A 16,378-nucleotide genomic window follows, 5' to 3' on the forward strand; every position below is an offset into this window, starting at 1 on the left:
TACGGATGGGAGCACGGAGTAACCCCACCCGCACCCATCGGCACGAGGATTCGGCATGAGGTCCCTGGAAAGGCATCGCGACGTCGGCGCGTACGCGCTCGGCGTGCTGGACGAGGCGGAGGCCTTCCGCTTCGAGGACCACCTCATGGAGTGCCCCCGGTGCGCGGCACAGGTGACCGAGTTCGGTCCCGCCGCACGGCAGTTGATGCTGTACCGCCGGGCCACGCCGCGCTTCGTGCACCCCGTGGCCCAGCCCGGCCCCCGGCTGCTGGACCGGCTCCTGGGCGAACTGGCGCTGCGGCACCGCGCCCGGCGCCGGCGGTTCCTGTACGGTCTGGCGGCCTCGGTCGTGCTGGCCGTGGCCGGGCCGGGGGTCGTACTGCACTCCGCGCACGGGGCTCCGGCCGCCCGGGTGACCGCGGCGACCGATCCGGGCACCGGGGTGTGGGCGCAGGTGACCACGGAGGACGGGGACCTGGGCAGCCGGATGCGGCTGGACGTGAAGGACGGCTCGGGGCCGCACTCCTGCCGGCTCGTGGTCGTCGGCCGCGACGGCTCGGAGCAGACGGTCTCCGGCTGGACGGTGGGCGCCCACGAGAGCGGGACGACCACGACCATGGCCGGCTCCTCGATGCGTCCGGACCAGATCGCCCGCTACGACGTGCGCACCGCGGACGGACACCCGCTGGTGTCGCTCACGCCCCGCAAGTGAGCCGTCCCGGCCACGCCCGGACCGCCCCCGCGCCACGCCCGGGCCGTCCGCGCGGCGAGCGGACGCCGTCGGGCAGCGGGCCACCTCATTTCAGCAGCCGGGAGAGTCTCCGGTCGGCCAGCGGCTTGCCGCCGGTCTGGCAGGTGGGGCAGTACTGGAGCGAGGAGTCGCTGAAGGCCACCTCCCGGATGGTGTCGCCGCAGACCGGACAGGGTTCGCCGGTGCGGCCGTGCACCCGCAGGCCGCTCTTCTTCTCCGCCTTCAGCCGTCCGGCGGCGAGGCCGCGCGAACGCTCGACCGCCTCGGTCAGGGTGCCGCGCAGAGCCTCGTGGAGCCGCCCGGTCTCCTCCGGGGTCAGGGACCCGGCGAGCTTGAACGGGGACATCTTCGCGGCGTGCAGGATCTCGTCGCTGTAGGCGTTGCCGACGCCCGCGATCAGGGACTGGTCGCGCAGCGCGCCCTTGAGCCGCCGTCTCTCGCCCTTGAGCAGGGCGGCGAGGCGCTCCGCGTCGAAGTCCGCCGCGAGCGGGTCGGGGCCGAGCCGGGCGATGCCCGGCACCTCGTCCGGGTCGCGGACCACGTACACCGCGAGCCGCTTCTGGGTGCCGGCCTCGGTGAGGTCGAAGCCCTCGCCCGTCTCCAGCGCCACGCGCAGCGCCAGCGGGCCCCTGCCGGGCCGGGGCGGGCCGTCGGGCAGCCGGTCCCGCCACTGCAGCCAGCCCGCGCGGGCCAGATGGGTCACCAGGTGCGGCCCGTCGCCCGTCGCCAGGTCGAGGAACTTGCCGTGCCGCCGCACGGCGGTGACCTCGCTGCCCTCGATCGCGGTGACCGGGGGGTCGTACGTCTTCAGGACGCTGACGGCGACCGGGAGCACCCGGACCACCCGTCGGCCGACCAGGTGCTCGGTGAGGAAGTCCTTCAGCGCTTCTACCTCGGGCAGTTCCGGCATGGTTCCAGAGTGCCATCCGGCGCCGGCAACGCCCCGCCGGTCACGCGGCCGGCCGTCCCGGCACCTGGAACTCGCTCCACACCGCCTTGCCGCCGCCGCGCGCCTCGACACCCCACGCGTCGGTGAGCCGGTCGACGAGGAGCAGCCCGCGGCCGGAGACGCCGTCCTCCCCCGCGTCGCGGCGCCGCGGCAGGGCGCTGGAGGAGTCCTCGACCTCGACCCGCAGCCGCCGGTCGCGGCCCTCCAGGACCCGCAGGGTGACGATCGCGGCGCCCTCGGTGTGCATCAGGGCGTTGGTGATCAGTTCGTCGGCGACGAGTTCGATCTCGTCGGCCCGCTCCCCCGCGCCCCAGCCGCGGACGGCGGCGCGGATCAGGTGCCGGGCCTGGGTGAGCGCCTCGGGGTCGCCGGGCGCCACGTGCTGCTGGAACCGGCCGCCGGACCGCGGGGCCTCCAGGGCGCGCCGGCGCAGCAGGAGCAGGGCCACGTCGTCGTCGCCGCCGCGCTCCTCGGCCGCCGCTATGAGCCGGTTGGCCAGCGCGCGCACGTCCTCGGGGGACTCGGCGATGAGGTCCGTCAGGGCGCGCACACCGTCGTCGAGATCGGTGCCGGGCTGCTCGACGAGGCCGTCGGTGCACAGCAGGAGCGTGTCGCCGGGGTCGAGTTCGAGGGTGGAGACGGGGTACTCCAGCCGGCCGAACTCGGCGGACAGCCCGAGCGGCAGACCGCCCTCGACCGGGACGCGGCGGCAGCTGCCGTCGGCGTGGCGGACGAGGGGGTCGATGTGCCCGGCGCGGACCACCTGGACGACCCCGGTGGACAGGTCGGCCTCGGCGTACAGGCAGGTCGCGAAGCGGTCGGTGTCGAGTTCGCGCAGGAAGACGGAGGCGCGGGCCATGACGGTGGCCGGGGTGTGGCCCTCGGCGGCGTAGGCGCGCAGCACGATCCGGAGCTGGCCCATCACGGCGGCCGCGTGGGTGTCGTGGCCCTGGACGTCGCCGATGACCGCGCCGACCCGGCCTCCTCCGGAGCGGCTGCCCCCGGGCAGCGGGATCAGGTCGTACCAGTCGCCGCCGATGTCCCGGCCGAGGGTGCCGCCGACGGCGGCGGCACGGTAGCGGACGGCGACGTCGGCGCCGGGCACGCTCGGGATGGTGCGGGGCAGCATGGCCTGCTGCAGACCCTGGGCGAGGTCCTTCTCCTGTTCGTAGAGCATGGCCCGCTGCAGGCTCTGCGCGATGCTGCTGCCGAGGGCGACGAGTACGTTGCGCTCCTCGGGGGAGAAGCCGCGCCGGTCGTCGTAGAGCAGGCCCATCGCGCCGATCGGGCGGGCCTGGGCGATCAGCGGCAGATAGGCGGCGGAGGTGATCCGCAGTCCGGTGATGCGCGGCCACAGCAGCGGGAAGCGCTCGGCGAACTCCTCCGGTGACTCGATGAAGCACGGGCTGAGCGTCCGCACCGCCTCGCTCATCGGGTACTGCTCGTCTATGCGGGTGATCCGGGTGCCGGGTACGAAGCTGCCCGCGGGGCCCTCGGCGACCAGCCGGATGCGGCCCGCCTCGACCAGCCCGAGGACCAGGCTCCGGGAGCCGAGCAGGGTCAGCCCGTGGGTGTCGGTGACGACGTCGATGACGTCCTGCACGGTGCGGGCGTGGGCGAGGGCGGCGGTGGCGATCTGGACGACGTTGGTCTGCTCGCGCCGCGCCGCGTCCAGGGCGGCCGCGTCCTGGCGGTTCGCGCGTTCGCTGAGTTCCTCGGTGGCGTCCCGGACGATCCCGATGATCCGGCGCGGGCGGCCGGTCTCGTCCCGCCGTATGTAGCCCTGGGTGTGGGTCCACCGCATGCTGCCGTCGCCGCGGCGGAGGCGGAAGTACGCGCCGTAGTTCTCCCGGCCGTCCTTGATGGCCAGGGCCACCAGTGCGTCCAGGCGGTGCGCCTCGGCGGGGGGCACCCGCGAGGAGAGGGTCTCGGGGCGGCCGTCGTACTCGTCGGGGCGCAGGTCGAAGATCTCGTGCGCCTGGGCGTCCATGCTGAACAGACCGGTGTCCAGGTCCCAGTCGAAGCTGCCCATGTTGTTGAGCGCCAGGATCGGGTCCGGGTGGGCGGGCCAGTCCTCCGGGAGAGACAGGGCGCTCGCTCCCCGATCAGCCATGCGCCCACCTTGCCAGCATTCGCCCGATTCTTCGAGTGGGAGTCGGCCGGTCCGCCCCGCCCGCCCGTGTTACGCAGGCGATGGCGTGCGGTACACGGTGTGACGGGCCCCTCCCGCGCCACTGGGCACCCTCGTCGCGGTGGCCACGACCCTGGCAGGAGCGCAGTTGTGGACTGGTTCACCGCACCCGACTACTGGCTGAGCAGGCTGGTCCTGCAGCGGGCCCTGGCCGGCGTGTACCTGGTCGCGTTCCTGGTGGCCGCCCTGCAGTTCCGGGCCCTGCTGGGTGAGCGCGGCATGCTGCCGATCCCCCGCTTCACCGCGCGGGTGCCGTTCCGGCGGGCGCCCAGCCTGTTCCATCTGCACTACTCGGACCGCTTCTTCGCGGCCGTCGCCTGGGCGGGCTGCGCGGTGTCGGCGGCGCTGCTCGCCGGGGTGGACTCCGCCCTGCCGCTGTGGGGCGGCATCCTGCTGTGGCTGGTGCCCTGGGCGCTGTACCTGTCGGTCGTCAACGTGGGCCAGACCTGGTACTCCTTCGGCTGGGAGTCGCTGCTGCTGGAGACCGGCTTCCTCGCGGCCTTCCTCGGCAACGACGAGGTCGCGCCGCCCGTGGTCGTGCTGTTCCTGCTGCGCTGGATCCTGTTCCGGGTCGAGTTCGGGGCCGGGCTCATCAAGCTCCGGGGCGACGCGTGCTGGCGCAAGCTGACCTGTCTCGACTACCACCACGAGACCCAGCCGATGCCGGGCCCGCTGAGCTGGTTCTTCCACCATCTGCCGAAACCGCTGCACCGGGTGGAGGTGGCCGCCAACCACCTCACCCAGCTCGCGGTGCCCTTCCTGCTCTTCACCCCGCAGCCGGTCGCCTCGGCCGCCGCCGCGCTGATGATCGTCACCCAGCTCTGGCTGGTGCTGTCCGGGAACTTCTCCTGGCTGAACTGGATCACCATCGTGCTGGCGCTGTCCGCGCTGCGGCTGCCGGCCACGGCGCCGGCCGTGCCCCCGGCCCCGCTCTGGTACGAGGTCGTGGTCCTGGCCGTCGCCGCGCTGCTGCTGTTCCTCAGCTACCACCCGGTGGTGAACATGGTCTCCCGGCGCCAGGTCATGAACCGGTCCTTCGACCCGCTGCACCTGGTGAACACCTACGGAGCGTTCGGCAGCGTCAGCCGGGTCCGGTACGAGGTGGTCATCGAGGGCACGCTGGACGACGCGCCGCGGGCGGACTCCGAGTGGCTGGAGTACGAGTTCCGGGGCAAGCCCGGCGATCCGCGGCACTGGCCGCGCCTCTTCGCGCCCTACCACCTGCGCCTCGACTGGCTGATGTGGTTCGCCGCGCTGTCCCCGGGCTACGCCGGCGACTGGTTCGGCCGGCTGGTGGAACGGCTGCTGGAGAACGACCGCGACACCCTGCGGCTGCTGCGCCGCTCCCCCTTCCCCCGGGACGACCCGCCCCGGTTCGTCCGGGCCCGCCTCTTCCGCTACCGCTACACCACCTGGCGGGAACTGCGGGCGACCGGGGCCTGCTGGGAGCGGACGTTCGTCCGGGAGTACCTGCCGCCGACACGGCTCGCCGGGGCGGCCCGGAGGCCGTGACCGCCGCCCGGCGAGCCGCGGTGCGCCAGGTACGGGGTCAGCGCCTGCTCAGCCGCAGCGTCATCAGCTCGAACGGCCGCAGCCGCACGGTGATCCGGTCGCCGTCCCGGTCCGGGGCGGGAGTCCCGGACGGCCGTTCCAGGAGGTCCGTCGCCGTGACGCCGGTGACCTCGAAACCGGCCGTCAGGGTGGCCCGGGCGCGGCCTCCGTGGGCCTCGTGGAAGCGGACCACGACATCGCCGCTGCCGTCGTCGGCCAGTTTCACGGCCGTGACGACGACCGCGTCGTCGTCCACCGTGACCAGCGGGGCGACCTCGTGGGCGCCGTCGACGCGCCGCTCCGGCAGGTTGATCCGCCAGCCCTCGCGGACCGCGTCCGCGATCCCGGCGCCGGGGACCAGGGCGTGCCGGAAGCGGTGGACGCCCTGGTCGGTCTCGGGGTCGGGAAAGCGCGGGGCCCGCAGGAGGGAGGCGCGGACCGTGGTCGTCGTACCGCGGTCGCCGTCGGTGCGAACCGTGCGGGTCACGTCGTGGCCGTACGTCGAGTCGTTCACCAGCGCCACGCCCCATCCGGGTTCCTCCAGGTGGACGAAGCGGTGGTTGCAGGCCTCGAACTTGGCGGCCTCCCACGAGGTGTTGGTGTGGGTGGGCCGGTGGACGTGCCCGAACTGGGTCTCGGACGCGTACCGTTCGGCGTGCAGGTCGAGCGGGAAGGCCAGCTTCAGGAACTTCTCCGTCTCGTGCCAGTCGACCTCGGTGTCGATCAGCAGCCGCCGCTCCCCCGGCGCCAGCGACAGCACCTGGGTGACCCGGGAGGCCCCGAAGGACCGTACGATCCGCACCGAGGCGCCGTCCTCGTCCGCCGTCACCGAGTCGGCGTCCGTGAGGTCCGTGACCGTGTTCCGGTAGAACTCGTCGACGTCCCAGGCGTCCCACATGTTCGGGAAGTCGGGGTGCAGCTGGAGCAGGTTCGCCGCGCGGCCGGGGGCTACGGTCTCGCGGTCGGCGGCGATGTCGTACGCCGAGACGACCAGGCCGCGGGCGTCGATCCCGATCCGCAGCAGGCCGTTGTCCAGCACATGGCCGCCGTCCGGGCGCGGCGCGAGTGTGGTCGCGCCCTCCGTCCGTGCGGCCGCCGCCCCCGCCCCCGCGGCCGGGACGCCGGCGCGGGCGTGCGGGGCGGCGTTGAACACCAGCGCCGTGGTGCCCTCGCCCGCCAGCGCGCGCTGCGCGGCCTCGATGACGCCGGTCAGCTCGGCGGCGACCCGCCGGTACGTCGCCCGGGCCTCGCGGTGCACCCAGGCGATGGAGGAGCCGGGGAGGATGTCGTGGAACTGGTGCAGCAGGACGGTCTTCCAGATCCGGTCCAGTTCCTCGTACGGGTAGCGGAACCCGGTGCGGACCGCCGCCGTCGCCGCCCACAGTTCGGCCTCGCGCAGCAGGTGCTCGCTGCGGCGGTTGCCCTGCTTGGTCATGGCCTGGCTGGTGAGGGTGGCGCGGTGCAGTTCGAGGTAGAGCTCGCCGACCCAGACCGGCGCTTCGGGATACTCGGCCTCGGCCTTCTCGAAGAACGCCCGGGGCGTCTCCCAGACGACGGTCGCGGAGCCCTCCAAGTCGCGCAGCCGGGCCGCCTTGGCGACCATCTCGCGGGTGGTGCCGCCGCCTCCGTCGCCCCAGCCGGTGGGCGCCAGGGAGTGCCGGGCCCTGCCCTTCTCCTTGAAGTTCCGGGCCGCGTGGGCGATCTCGCCCCCCCGCATCGAGCAGTTGTAGGTGTCGACGGGCGGGAAGTGGGTGAAGATCCGGGTGCCGTCGATGCCCTCCCAGTGGAAGGTGTGGTGCGGGAACGTGTTCGTCCGCGACCAGGAGATCTTCTGGGTCAGCAGCCACTTGGACCCGGCCGCCCGGATGATCTGCGGGAGCCCGGCGGCGAAGCCGAAGGTGTCGGGCAGCCAGGCCTCCTCGTTCTCGATGCCGAACTCGTCGAGGAAGAACCGCTTGCCGTGCACGAACTGCCTCGCCATCGCCTCCGATCCGGGCATGTTGGTGTCCGATTCGACCCACATTCCGCCGGCCGGCACGAACCTGCCCTCCGCCACGGCCTTGCGCACCCGCGCCCACACCTCGGGCCGGTGCTCCTTCACCCACGCCCACTGCTGCGCCTGGGACATGGCGAAGACGAAGTCCGGCTCGTCCTCGATCAGCGCGGTCATGTTGGCGGTCGTACGGGCCACCTTGCGCACGGTCTCCCGCAGCGGCCACAGCCACGCCGAGTCGATGTGCGCGTGCCCGACGGCGCTGATCCGGTGCGCGGAGGGCACCGCCGGGGCGGCCAGCACGCCGGCGAGCCGGGCCCGCGCGCGCTCCGCGGTGCCGTTCACGTCCTGGAGGTCGACGAGGTCCAGGGCCCCGTCGACGGCGCGCAGGATGTCGTGCCGCCGGGCGGAGTCCGCCGGCAGCTCGGCCATCAGCTCGCCCAGCACCTCCAGGTCCAGCACCAGCCGCCACACGGTCTCGTCGAACACGGCGAGGTCCATGCGGGCGAGCGTGTACTGCGGCTCGTGCCCGGCGGTGTCCTTGTCGCCGAGCCGGGTGGGCCGGAAGGGGCGGTAGTCGAGGATGACCGGGTTGGAGGCGGCCTCGATGTGCAGGCGCACCTCCTCCCCGCCCTCGGCGGGGGCGCCGATCCGCACCCACTGGTTGCGGGGGTTGAGGCCCTTCACCGGCGTGCCGTCGGGCCGGTAGACCAGGCCCTCGCACTGGAAGCCGGGCATGTTCTCGTCGAAGCCGAGGTCGAGCAGGGCCTCCACGGCCCGGCCCGCCCAGGCCTCGGGGACGGTCCCGGTCACCCGGAACCAGCTCGTGCCCCAGGGCGCGCCCCACCGGGCGCCCACCTCGATCGGCTCGGGCTCGGCCGCCAGCCCCTCCGCGACCGGCACGGGCTCGCCGGGCGCGTGCCAGACGGCCACCCGCAGCGGCACCGACTCGGGGTACACGGCGGGACGGAGGCGCTCGTCGAGGACGCGCCGGAGACGGGCTTCGACCAGGCTGCGGTCGTCATGCATGCGGGGTGCTCCCTGCTGGGTTCCGGGTGCGGGACACGGGCGGGCTACCAGGAGTGGGTGACGGTGACGGGGGCCGAGGCGCCGTACAGCTCCCCCACCGCCCGCAGTTCGAGTCGTGCGGCGCGCTCTCCCCGCTCGGGTCGCAGGCCGGTGACGAAGAACGCGCGCTGGCAGGTGCCGCCGAGGAAGCGGCGGGTGCCGTCGGGCAGCAGACGGTGCAGTTCGTAGTGGCGGACCGGGACCCGGCGGGGCGCGGCGTTCCAGGCGAGGCGCAGGTCGCCGCCGGTGGCGGCGGTGATCCGCAGGCCGGTGGGCGCGGCGGGAACCGAGGCGGTGCGGCGCACCGCGACGCGGCCGAGCCGCCAGCGCACGGGGCCGCCGCCGGGCGCGCTCAGGCGCACCCCGAGGGCGTGCGCCGTGCCGGAGAGCCCGGTGAGGGGCACGGTCGAGGTCCGCCAGGCGCCGGCCGCGTCGGCCGGGTGGGCGGGACCGGCCGGGTCGGGCCGGTGCGCGGGACCGAGGGGCAGGTAGGTGTACGGCGGTGGCGCACCGGCGCCGTCCGGCTCCGCGGTGGCGACGGCCAGCTCGACGTTCACCTCTCCAGCGTCGGCCCGGTGCGTCAGTTCGACAACCGTGCCGGCGGTGATCGGCAGCCGGGTCGCGTACAGGTCGAGGACCGCCGGTTCGTCGAGGCCGCCCGCCACCAGCACGCTGCTGCCGCCCCGCCAGGCGTCGCCGAAGTCGAGGGAGACGTCCGGGCGCCGTCCCCGCGTCCGCACCACCCACCGCCGCGACGGCAGCCGGTCCTGCAGTCCGAGGTGGTTCCAGGGCGCGTCCGAGGTGACGGCGCCCCCGTCGTACCAGCGCAGCCCGTGCCCGGTGTTGAACACGCTGGCGAACGGCACGGAGGTCACCGTCGACCGGTCCGCCACCGACACGGCGGGCGCCCGCCAGGGGTCTGTGCCGTCGGGCCGCGCGGGGTCCGGTGACCGCCCGGTCCAGAACCGGTCGTCCGCCGCGTGGAAGTCCTCGGGGGTCCGCCGGTCGGCGGGCAGGTGGTTGCGGGTCCACTCGGGCCGGTAGAAGCCGATCGAGGTGATGTGCGCCTTCGTCGTCGGCACGATCGCGTCCCAGTCCACCGGCGAGCCGGACCCGTTCGACTCGACGTCGACGCCGGCCCACAACTCGTAGGGATCACGCTCCAGTTGACGGGCCCGGGTGGCCGAGGCGGCCAGCGGGCCGGCGCTCCACCGGAAGTCGACGAACATGTCGTCGGCGCTCTGGAAGAAGGCCTGGTTCCGGTCGTTCAGGGCGCCCTGCCAGCTCACCGTGCCGTCCACGGTCATCGCGTCGTACCAGGTCACCCGCTGCCCCTTGGCCGCCGCGAGCGCCTTCAGCTCGGTCACGAAGTCCAGCATCGCGGTGCCGAGGGCGGTGTTCCCGCCGCCCGTCTCGGCGTTCAGGAACCAGCCGTCGAAGCCGTACGCGGCCGCCACGGCGACGAGTTGCGCGGCGAGCGGATGGCGTCCCGAGGCGTCCTTCTGGACCAGGTCGCGGGTCCAGCGGAGCTGCCCGCCGTAGGCGGTGGGCGGCAGGAAGACGTTGCCGAGGACGGGCACGCCGTGCCGGTGGGCGGCGTCCACGACCGGCGCGTTCGGAGCCAGGATCAGCCCCTCGCCCGCCGAGCCGCCCCAGAACACCAGTTCGTCGAGATAGGCCCAGTGGGTGAGGGCGTAGTAGTCGGCGGTGGGCGACCCCTGCGAGGGGTTGGCGGCGGTGGGCCCGAAGGAGACCAGGGCCTGGACGCGGGCCTGGCCCGAGCGGGCGGTGGTGTTGGCCGGGGTGGGCGTGAAGCGGGCGGCGAGCGGCACGGACGCCGCGTTGAAGGCGAGGTCGGGGTCGCCGTCGGCGCGCCAGGACTTCAGGCTGCGCCAGATGACGCCGCTGTCCGGGCTCCCGTCGGGCAGGGAGTCCGGGTACCAGTAGGAGGCGTACGGCGCGGTGGCGGCCCTGGTTCCCGGGGCGGCCGGGGCGGGGGCGGCCGGGAGCAGGGCCGCGGCGGCGCCGGCGATCAGGACGGTGCGTCTGGTGGGCTTCACGAGCGAGGGCCTCCTGGTGGGGTGGGGAGTACCTGGTCGGGAGTGACGACTTCGGTGATGCCGCGGGCGGCGAGGTGTTCCTTGTCGTCGGCGCGGGCGTCGAGGACGGTGGTGGGGCGGGCTCCGTCGGCGACGAGCCGGAAGAAGGCGTCGAAGACGGGGCCGCCGGGGGCGCACCGGGAGCGGCGGCCGGGGTCGGCGGGGACGACGAGGGCCGTGGTGCGCGCCGCCGGTTCGGTGCGGGGCGCGCGGGCGGCGTCGGCCAGCACGCGGGCGATGTCCTTGGGCTTGCGGTCGTTGGTGAACAGGCCCAGCCCGTATTCGAGTTCGGGGAAGTCGGCGAGGTCGCGGGAGACGTCGTAGGAGCACCACCAGGTGATGCCCCACAGGTCCGGGCAGTCCAGCGCGCCGGCCACGGTGGCCTCGGCGAAGGCGGCGGCGTGCTCGGCGGGCACCAGGGGCGCCGGCGCCCCGACCTCCTGCAGCCAGACCGGCCGGTGCGGCTCCTCGGCCCAGGCCTTGCTCAGCTCGACCAGGTAGGCGGCGTGGTGCTCGGCGGGCACGGAGGTGCGGCCGTGGCGCTGCGCGGTGCCGTTGAACACCCAGGAGTGGACGGCGGTGACGGCGCCGAGCCGGGCCGAGTGCCCTGGTGTGAAGGGCTGGTCGTCCTGGTACCAGGCGGCGTCGTACGAGGCGTGCAGGTGGAGCCGGCCGGGCGCGCCCTCGGCGCAGGCGGCGAGCAGCGTGCCGAGCCACCGCTCGGCCTCCTCCGCCGTGATCCGGTCGGGGTCGGGGTGGGGTCCGGCGGCGAACTGGTTGACCTCGTTGCCGACGGTCATGCCGATGAAGTTGGGCCGGCCGGCCAGGGCGGCGGCGAGGGTGCGCAGGTACTCGGCCTGGCCGCCGACCACGTCCGGGTCGGTGAAGAGGTTGCGCCGGTGCCAGGTGCGGGTCCAGGCGGGCAGGAAGTCGAAGCTGCTCAGGTGGCCCTGGAGGCCGTCCACGTTGACGTCCAGGCCGCGCTCGGCGGCCGCGTCGGCGAGTGCCACCAGCTGCGCCACGGCGCGGGGGCGGATCAGGGTGCGGTTGGGCTGGAAGTAGGGCCAGAGCGGGAAGACGCGGATGTGGTCGAGGCCGAGGGCCGCGATCGCGTCCAGGTCGGCGCGCACGGCGTCCAGGTCGAAGTCGAGCCAGTGGTGGAACCAGCCTTCGCTCGGGGTGTAGTTGACGCCGAGGCGCACGGCAGGGGGCATACGGTGTCCTTGCGGTGAGTACGGGGGCCGGCGGGCCCCGCGGCGGTGCGGTCAGCCCTTGACGGCGCCCTCGCCGACCCCGCGGAAGAAGTACCGCTGGAGGCAGGCGAAGAGGGCGATGAGCGGGGCCACGGCGATGACGGTGCCCGCGGCGACCAGCCGTTCGTCGTTCGCGAAGGTGCCGTGCAGGTAGTTGAGGCCGATGGTCAGGGTGAACCTGTCGGGGTCGCTGAGCACGACGAGCGGCCACAGGAAGTCGTCCCAGGCGCCCATGAAGGCGAAGATCGCGACGACGGCGAGGGTGCCCTTCACCGCCGGCAGCGCGATACGCCAGAACCGCTGCCAGACGTCGGCGCCGTCGACGTAGGCGGCCTCCTCGATCTCGTACGGCAGGTTGCGGAAGGCGTTGCGCATCAGCAGGACGTTCAGCGCCGCGACCGAACCGGGCAGGACGACGCCGATGAGCGTGTTGTTCAGGCCGAGTTCCCGCATGGTGGTGAACTGGGCGATGATGATGCCCTCCACGGGCACCAGCATGGCCAGCACGAAGACCAGGGTCGCCGCCCTGCGGCCGCGGTAGCGCAGGCGGGCCAGGGCGTAGCCGGCGAGGGCCGAACCGGCGCAGTTGGTCACGACGCTCGCGGCGGCCACCTTCAGCGAGTTGAGGGCGTAGTCCCAGACGGGGATGGTGTCCGCGACCCGCGCGTAGTTGTGCAGGGTGGGATGCGCGGGCAGGAACTCGGGCGGTGAGCCGAAGATGTCCTCGGTGGGGCCCTTGAGGGACGTGGAGAGCTGCCACAGGAAGGGCCCGGTGGTGAGGGCGAGGACGGCGAGCAGCAGCGCGTAGCGCAGGACCAGTTCGGCGGGCCGGATCCGGCGGCCGTGCTCGTCGGTGATCCGGGGCGCGCGGGCGGCGGGCGGCGCGGCCGGCAGGTCCGCGTGCGCCGTCTTCTCCAGGACGCTCATGTCTCCTCCTTCCGGTCGGCGCGCAGCACGAGGAGCATCAGTGCGACGGTGACGGCGAACACCACGACGGAGAGGGCGGAGGCGTAGCCGACCCGGCCGGTCAGTCCGGTGCCGGTGCGCTGGACGAGCATGACGAGGGTGGTGTCCTCGCCCGCCGGGCCGCCGCTGGGTCCGGCCATCAGGTACACCTCGGAGAACACCTTGAACGCGGCGACCGAGGAGAGCGCGGCGACCAGCACCATGGTGGACCGCACGGCCGGCACCGTGACGCTGAGGAAGCGACGGACCGGTCCCGCGCCGTCCACGGCGGCGGCCTCGTGCAGTTCGCGCGGGACGTTCGCGAGCGCCGCCAGATAAATGATCATGTAGTAGCCGAGGCCCTTCCACACCGTCACCGCCATGGCGCTGAGCAGGAGCAGCCACTGGTCGCTGAGGAAGCCGACGCGCCCGACGCCGACCGCCTCCAGCAGGGAGTTGACGAGGCCGCGCTCGTCCAGCAGCCACACCCAGATCAGGCCGACGACCACGATGGAGGCGACCACCGGCGTGTAGAAGGCGGACCGGAAGAAGGTGATGCCGGGGATGTCGCGCCGCACCAGCAGCGCGAGCAGCAGCGGCAGGACCACCAGCGCGGGCACGACGCCGGCGATGTACAGGAAGCTGTTGCGCAGCCCGGTCCAGAACATGTCGTCGTGGAGGAGTTCGCGGAAGTTGGCGAGACCCACGAAGCGCCCCGGGATCAGGGTGCGGCGGTCGGTGAAGGAGTTCACGACGGTCGACACGAACGGGTAGAGCACGAACGCGCCGGCGACCAGCAGCCCGGGGGCGGCGAACAGCCAAGGACTGCTGGGAAGTTGCCGCCGTATCCGGGACGTGGGGGTGGGGGTGGCCATGCTGCTCAGCCCTGCTGCTTCAGGAGCCGGTCGCAGGCCCTGACAGCGTTGTCGAGGGCCGCGGCGGGGCTCTCCTTGCCCTGGAGCGCCTTGGCGACCTCGTTGCGCAGCGCGGTCTTCATCTGCTCGCTGAACAGCACCGGGGTGTAGTTGACGGCGGTCTTCAGCGACTTGGCGGCCGCGACCCGCACCCGGGTCTCGTCGGTGCCGTCCTGCTCGGTGAAGTACGGGTCGTCGAGGGAGCCGGCGGTGCTGGGGAAGATGGCGACCTTCTTGGCGAAGGACATCTGGTTGCGCGCGTCGGTGACGAAGTGCGCGAAGGCGACCGCGGCCGGGGTGTGCTTCGTACGGGAGTTGACCATCACGCCCATCACGTACATGTTGGCGTGCCCGGTGCTGGTGATCTGGTCGGTGATCCCGATGTTCCGGTAGAGGCCGGGCGCCTGCTTCTTGAAGTTGCCGAGGTCGAGGGCGCTGCCGGGGTTCATGGCGACGGCCTGGGTGAGGAACTTGCGGCCCGAGGACTCCGGGGTGGCGGTGAGCGCCTGCGGGTCGAGTGCCTTGGCGTCGTAGAGCCGCTTGTACTCGGTGAGGAGTTCGACCCCCTTGGCGTCGTCGAAGGCGAAGCCGGTCCCCTCCTTGTTCATCAGCGGCACGCCGTACCGGCCGAAGTCCTCGATCGTGGGCACGTTGGCGAGTGTGGCGACCTTGCCGCCGGTCCTGTCGGCGATCCGCCGGGCGTCGCTGAAGAGGTCGCCGTACGTCTTCGGCGGTGCGCTGGGGTCGAGTCCGGCCTTCCGGAACAGGGCCTTGTTGTAGAAGAGCGGTCCGGTGTTCAGGTACCAGGGGAAGGCGTACGTTCCGCCGAGGCCCGGCACCCGGTGGCCGGCCCAGGCCCCGGGCAGGTACTCGGACCTGTACCTGCCCGCCGACTTGTCGAGGTCGAGGGCGAGACCGGCCTTGGCGAGCGGGGCGACCAGGTCCGGGGAGACGTTGACGACGTCGGGCAGGGTGCCGCCGGCGGCGTCGGCGCTGATCTTGTCGGCGTAGCCCTCGGCGGGCTGGTCGATCCACTTCACGTGGGCGCCGGGGTGCTGCTTCTCGAAGTCCGCGATCAGGCCCTCGAAGTACGGCTTGAAGTTGGCGCGCAGGTTCCAGGTCTGGAAGGTGATGTCGCCCTCCACCTTGCCCGAGGCGTCGGTCGAGCCGCCTCCGTCCCCGCCCGGGCCGCACGCGCTCAGCGGCAGGAGGAGGGCGACGGCGGCGGCGGCGAAGGTGCTGCGGGAGATGCGCACGGCGGCTGGGCTCCTTTGCAGGGGGGATGTGGCAGAAGGTGCCGGGCCAGACTGTGCACAGCGTCAGTGGGACGCGTCAATGGATTCGACCTCGCTAAAGTCATTAGTGGCTCAAATCCCCTGTTCATCGCGGCGCTTACGCTCTATTGCCGCCGATCGCTAATGCGCTTTAGGGTAAGTGGACTCAAGCGCATTAGCAGTTGGCCGGTTCCGGGCCCGCACGGGAAGGGGCACAGTGTTGCCGGAGAGGCGATCACCCGCGCGCCGGCCGACGATGAAGGACATCGCGCGCCGCGCCGGAGTCTCCGAGAGCGCCGTCTCGTTCGCCCTCAACGGCCGCCCCGGGGTCTCGGAGGCCACCCGCGCCCGGGTCCGCCGGGTGGCCGAGCAACTGGCCTGGCGTCCCAGCACCGCGGCCCGCGCCCTGTCCGGCGAGGGGGCGGCCACGGTCGGTTTCGTGCTGGCCCGGCCCGCGGACACGCTCGGCGTCGACTCCTTCTTCCTGCATCTCGTCTCCGGCATCCAGGAGGTGCTGGCCGAGCGCCACCTGGGTCTGCTCTTCCAGGTGGCCGCGGACACGGCCGACGAGTGCGCGGTGTACCGGCGCTGGTGGGCGGAGCACCGGGTGGACGGCGTCCTGGTGGTCGACCCGCGCGCCGAGGACCCGCGTCCGGATCTCCTGGACGAACTCGGCCTGCCCGCCGTGGTCATCGGCGGCGCTCCCGACGTGCGGCACCCCGGCCTGTCCACGGTCTGGGCGGACGACGCGGGCGCGATGGCGTCGGTGGTGGAGGAGCTGGCGGCGCTGGGGCACCGCCGGATCGTGCACATCGCGGGGCTGCCCGGCCTGGCGCACACCCGGCGCCGGATCGCGACCCTGCGCGCGGAGGCGGAGCGCCGCGGCCTCACCGGGGTCCGCTCGCTGACCACCGACTACTCCGACGCGGAGGGCGCGGCGGTGACCCGCCGGGTCCTCGGCGGGTCACCGCCCCCGACCGCGCTGATCTACGACAACGACGTGATGGCGGTGGCGGGTCTGGCCGCGGCGGCCGAGCTGGGCTTCCGCGTCCCGCGGGACGTGTCGGTGGTGTCGTGGGAGGACTCGGCCCTGTGCCGCATGGTGACACCGCGGCTGTCCGCCCTGTCCCGCGACAGCGCCGAGTTCGGCCGGACCGCGGCGCGGGAGCTGATGGCGCTGCTGGACGGCGAGCCGGCACGGTCGGTGGGGGTGCCGGTGCCCCGGCTCACCGGCCGCGGCAGTACGGGGGCGGCTGCCCCGGCCTGAGGCGCCGGGAGCTGCGCGCTCCCGGCACGGGCCGGAGCGGTGGCTCCCACGACACGTCGGTGGAGCGTGCCGCCGGCCGCGACCGGCGACCGGTTCCTCCCTCTCGACGCGCCGCGCCCGAAC

General features: G+C 73.5%; 11 protein-coding genes. 3 read left to right on the forward strand and 8 right to left on the reverse strand.

What is annotated here, in order from left to right; genetic code table 11:
- The first annotated feature begins 55 nt into the window (after positions 1 to 55).
- Entirely contained in the window at positions 56 to 712 is a 657-nt protein-coding gene (locus ACZ7JA_RS23865; protein ID WP_351667959.1) for a zf-HC2 domain-containing protein, read from the forward strand.
- A gap of 85 nt (positions 713 to 797) precedes the next feature.
- Here ACZ7JA_RS23865 and ACZ7JA_RS23870 read toward each other — a convergent pair whose 3' ends face one another.
- Both ACZ7JA_RS23870 and ACZ7JA_RS23875 read right to left on the reverse strand, forming a co-directional pair.
- Positions 798 to 1,661 carry an Fpg/Nei family DNA glycosylase gene (locus ACZ7JA_RS23870; RefSeq protein WP_470810266.1) on the reverse strand — a complete coding sequence of 288 codons (864 nt, stop codon included), beginning with the start codon at positions 1,659 to 1,661 and terminating at the stop codon, positions 798 to 800.
- A 40-nt stretch (positions 1,662 to 1,701) separates the two neighbouring features.
- Positions 1,702 to 3,813: a SpoIIE family protein phosphatase gene (locus ACZ7JA_RS23875; RefSeq protein WP_351667963.1), complete on the reverse strand. Its 2,112-nt coding sequence runs from the start codon at positions 3,811 to 3,813 to the stop codon at positions 1,702 to 1,704.
- A 168-nt stretch (positions 3,814 to 3,981) separates the two neighbouring features.
- Between ACZ7JA_RS23875 and ACZ7JA_RS23880 the strand changes: the two genes are divergently transcribed.
- The gene (locus ACZ7JA_RS23880; protein ID WP_389452346.1) at positions 3,982 to 5,403 is read left to right on the forward strand and encodes a lipase maturation factor family protein; all 1,422 of its coding nucleotides are present in this window, start codon (positions 3,982 to 3,984) and stop codon (positions 5,401 to 5,403) included.
- A 37-nt stretch (positions 5,404 to 5,440) separates the two neighbouring features.
- Here ACZ7JA_RS23880 and ACZ7JA_RS23885 read toward each other — a convergent pair whose 3' ends face one another.
- From ACZ7JA_RS23885 to ACZ7JA_RS23910, 6 genes are read right to left on the reverse strand one after another with little or no spacing between them, the layout of a single operon-like run.
- Entirely contained in the window at positions 5,441 to 8,464 is a 3,024-nt protein-coding gene (locus ACZ7JA_RS23885; protein WP_470810269.1) for an alpha-mannosidase, read from the reverse strand.
- Positions 8,465 to 8,508: 44 nt separating this feature from the next.
- Positions 8,509 to 10,563 (reverse strand): endo-beta-N-acetylglucosaminidase, encoded by a 2,055-nt coding sequence (locus ACZ7JA_RS23890; RefSeq protein WP_450746721.1) that lies wholly within the window; start codon positions 10,561 to 10,563, stop codon positions 8,509 to 8,511.
- The gene (locus ACZ7JA_RS23895) at positions 10,560 to 11,816 is read right to left on the reverse strand and encodes a glycoside hydrolase 5 family protein (RefSeq protein ID WP_389301507.1); all 1,257 of its coding nucleotides are present in this window, start codon (positions 11,814 to 11,816) and stop codon (positions 10,560 to 10,562) included. The genes ACZ7JA_RS23890 and ACZ7JA_RS23895 overlap by 4 nt, the downstream gene beginning before the upstream one ends.
- 51 nt (positions 11,817 to 11,867) lie before the next feature.
- Complete coding sequence (locus tag ACZ7JA_RS23900; RefSeq protein WP_470810272.1) at positions 11,868 to 12,782, reverse strand: carbohydrate ABC transporter permease; 915 nt, start codon at positions 12,780 to 12,782, stop codon at positions 11,868 to 11,870.
- Positions 12,779 to 13,675: a carbohydrate ABC transporter permease gene (locus tag ACZ7JA_RS23905; RefSeq protein WP_351667975.1), complete on the reverse strand. Its 897-nt coding sequence runs from the start codon at positions 13,673 to 13,675 to the stop codon at positions 12,779 to 12,781. The genes ACZ7JA_RS23900 and ACZ7JA_RS23905 overlap by 4 nt, the downstream gene beginning before the upstream one ends.
- A gap of 5 nt (positions 13,676 to 13,680) precedes the next feature.
- Complete coding sequence (locus ACZ7JA_RS23910) at positions 13,681 to 14,970, reverse strand: ABC transporter substrate-binding protein (RefSeq protein ID WP_351667977.1); 1,290 nt, start codon at positions 14,968 to 14,970, stop codon at positions 13,681 to 13,683.
- Positions 14,971 to 15,244: 274 nt separating this feature from the next.
- On the opposite strand from ACZ7JA_RS23910, the gene ACZ7JA_RS23915 reads away from it, so the two are divergent.
- A complete protein-coding gene (locus tag ACZ7JA_RS23915; protein WP_389452332.1) occupies positions 15,245 to 16,255 on the forward strand; it encodes a LacI family DNA-binding transcriptional regulator in 1,011 nt (336 codons plus the stop codon).
- The last annotated feature ends 123 nt before the right edge of the window (positions 16,256 to 16,378 follow it).

Source organism: Streptomyces sp. NPDC038135, assembly GCF_055601245.1.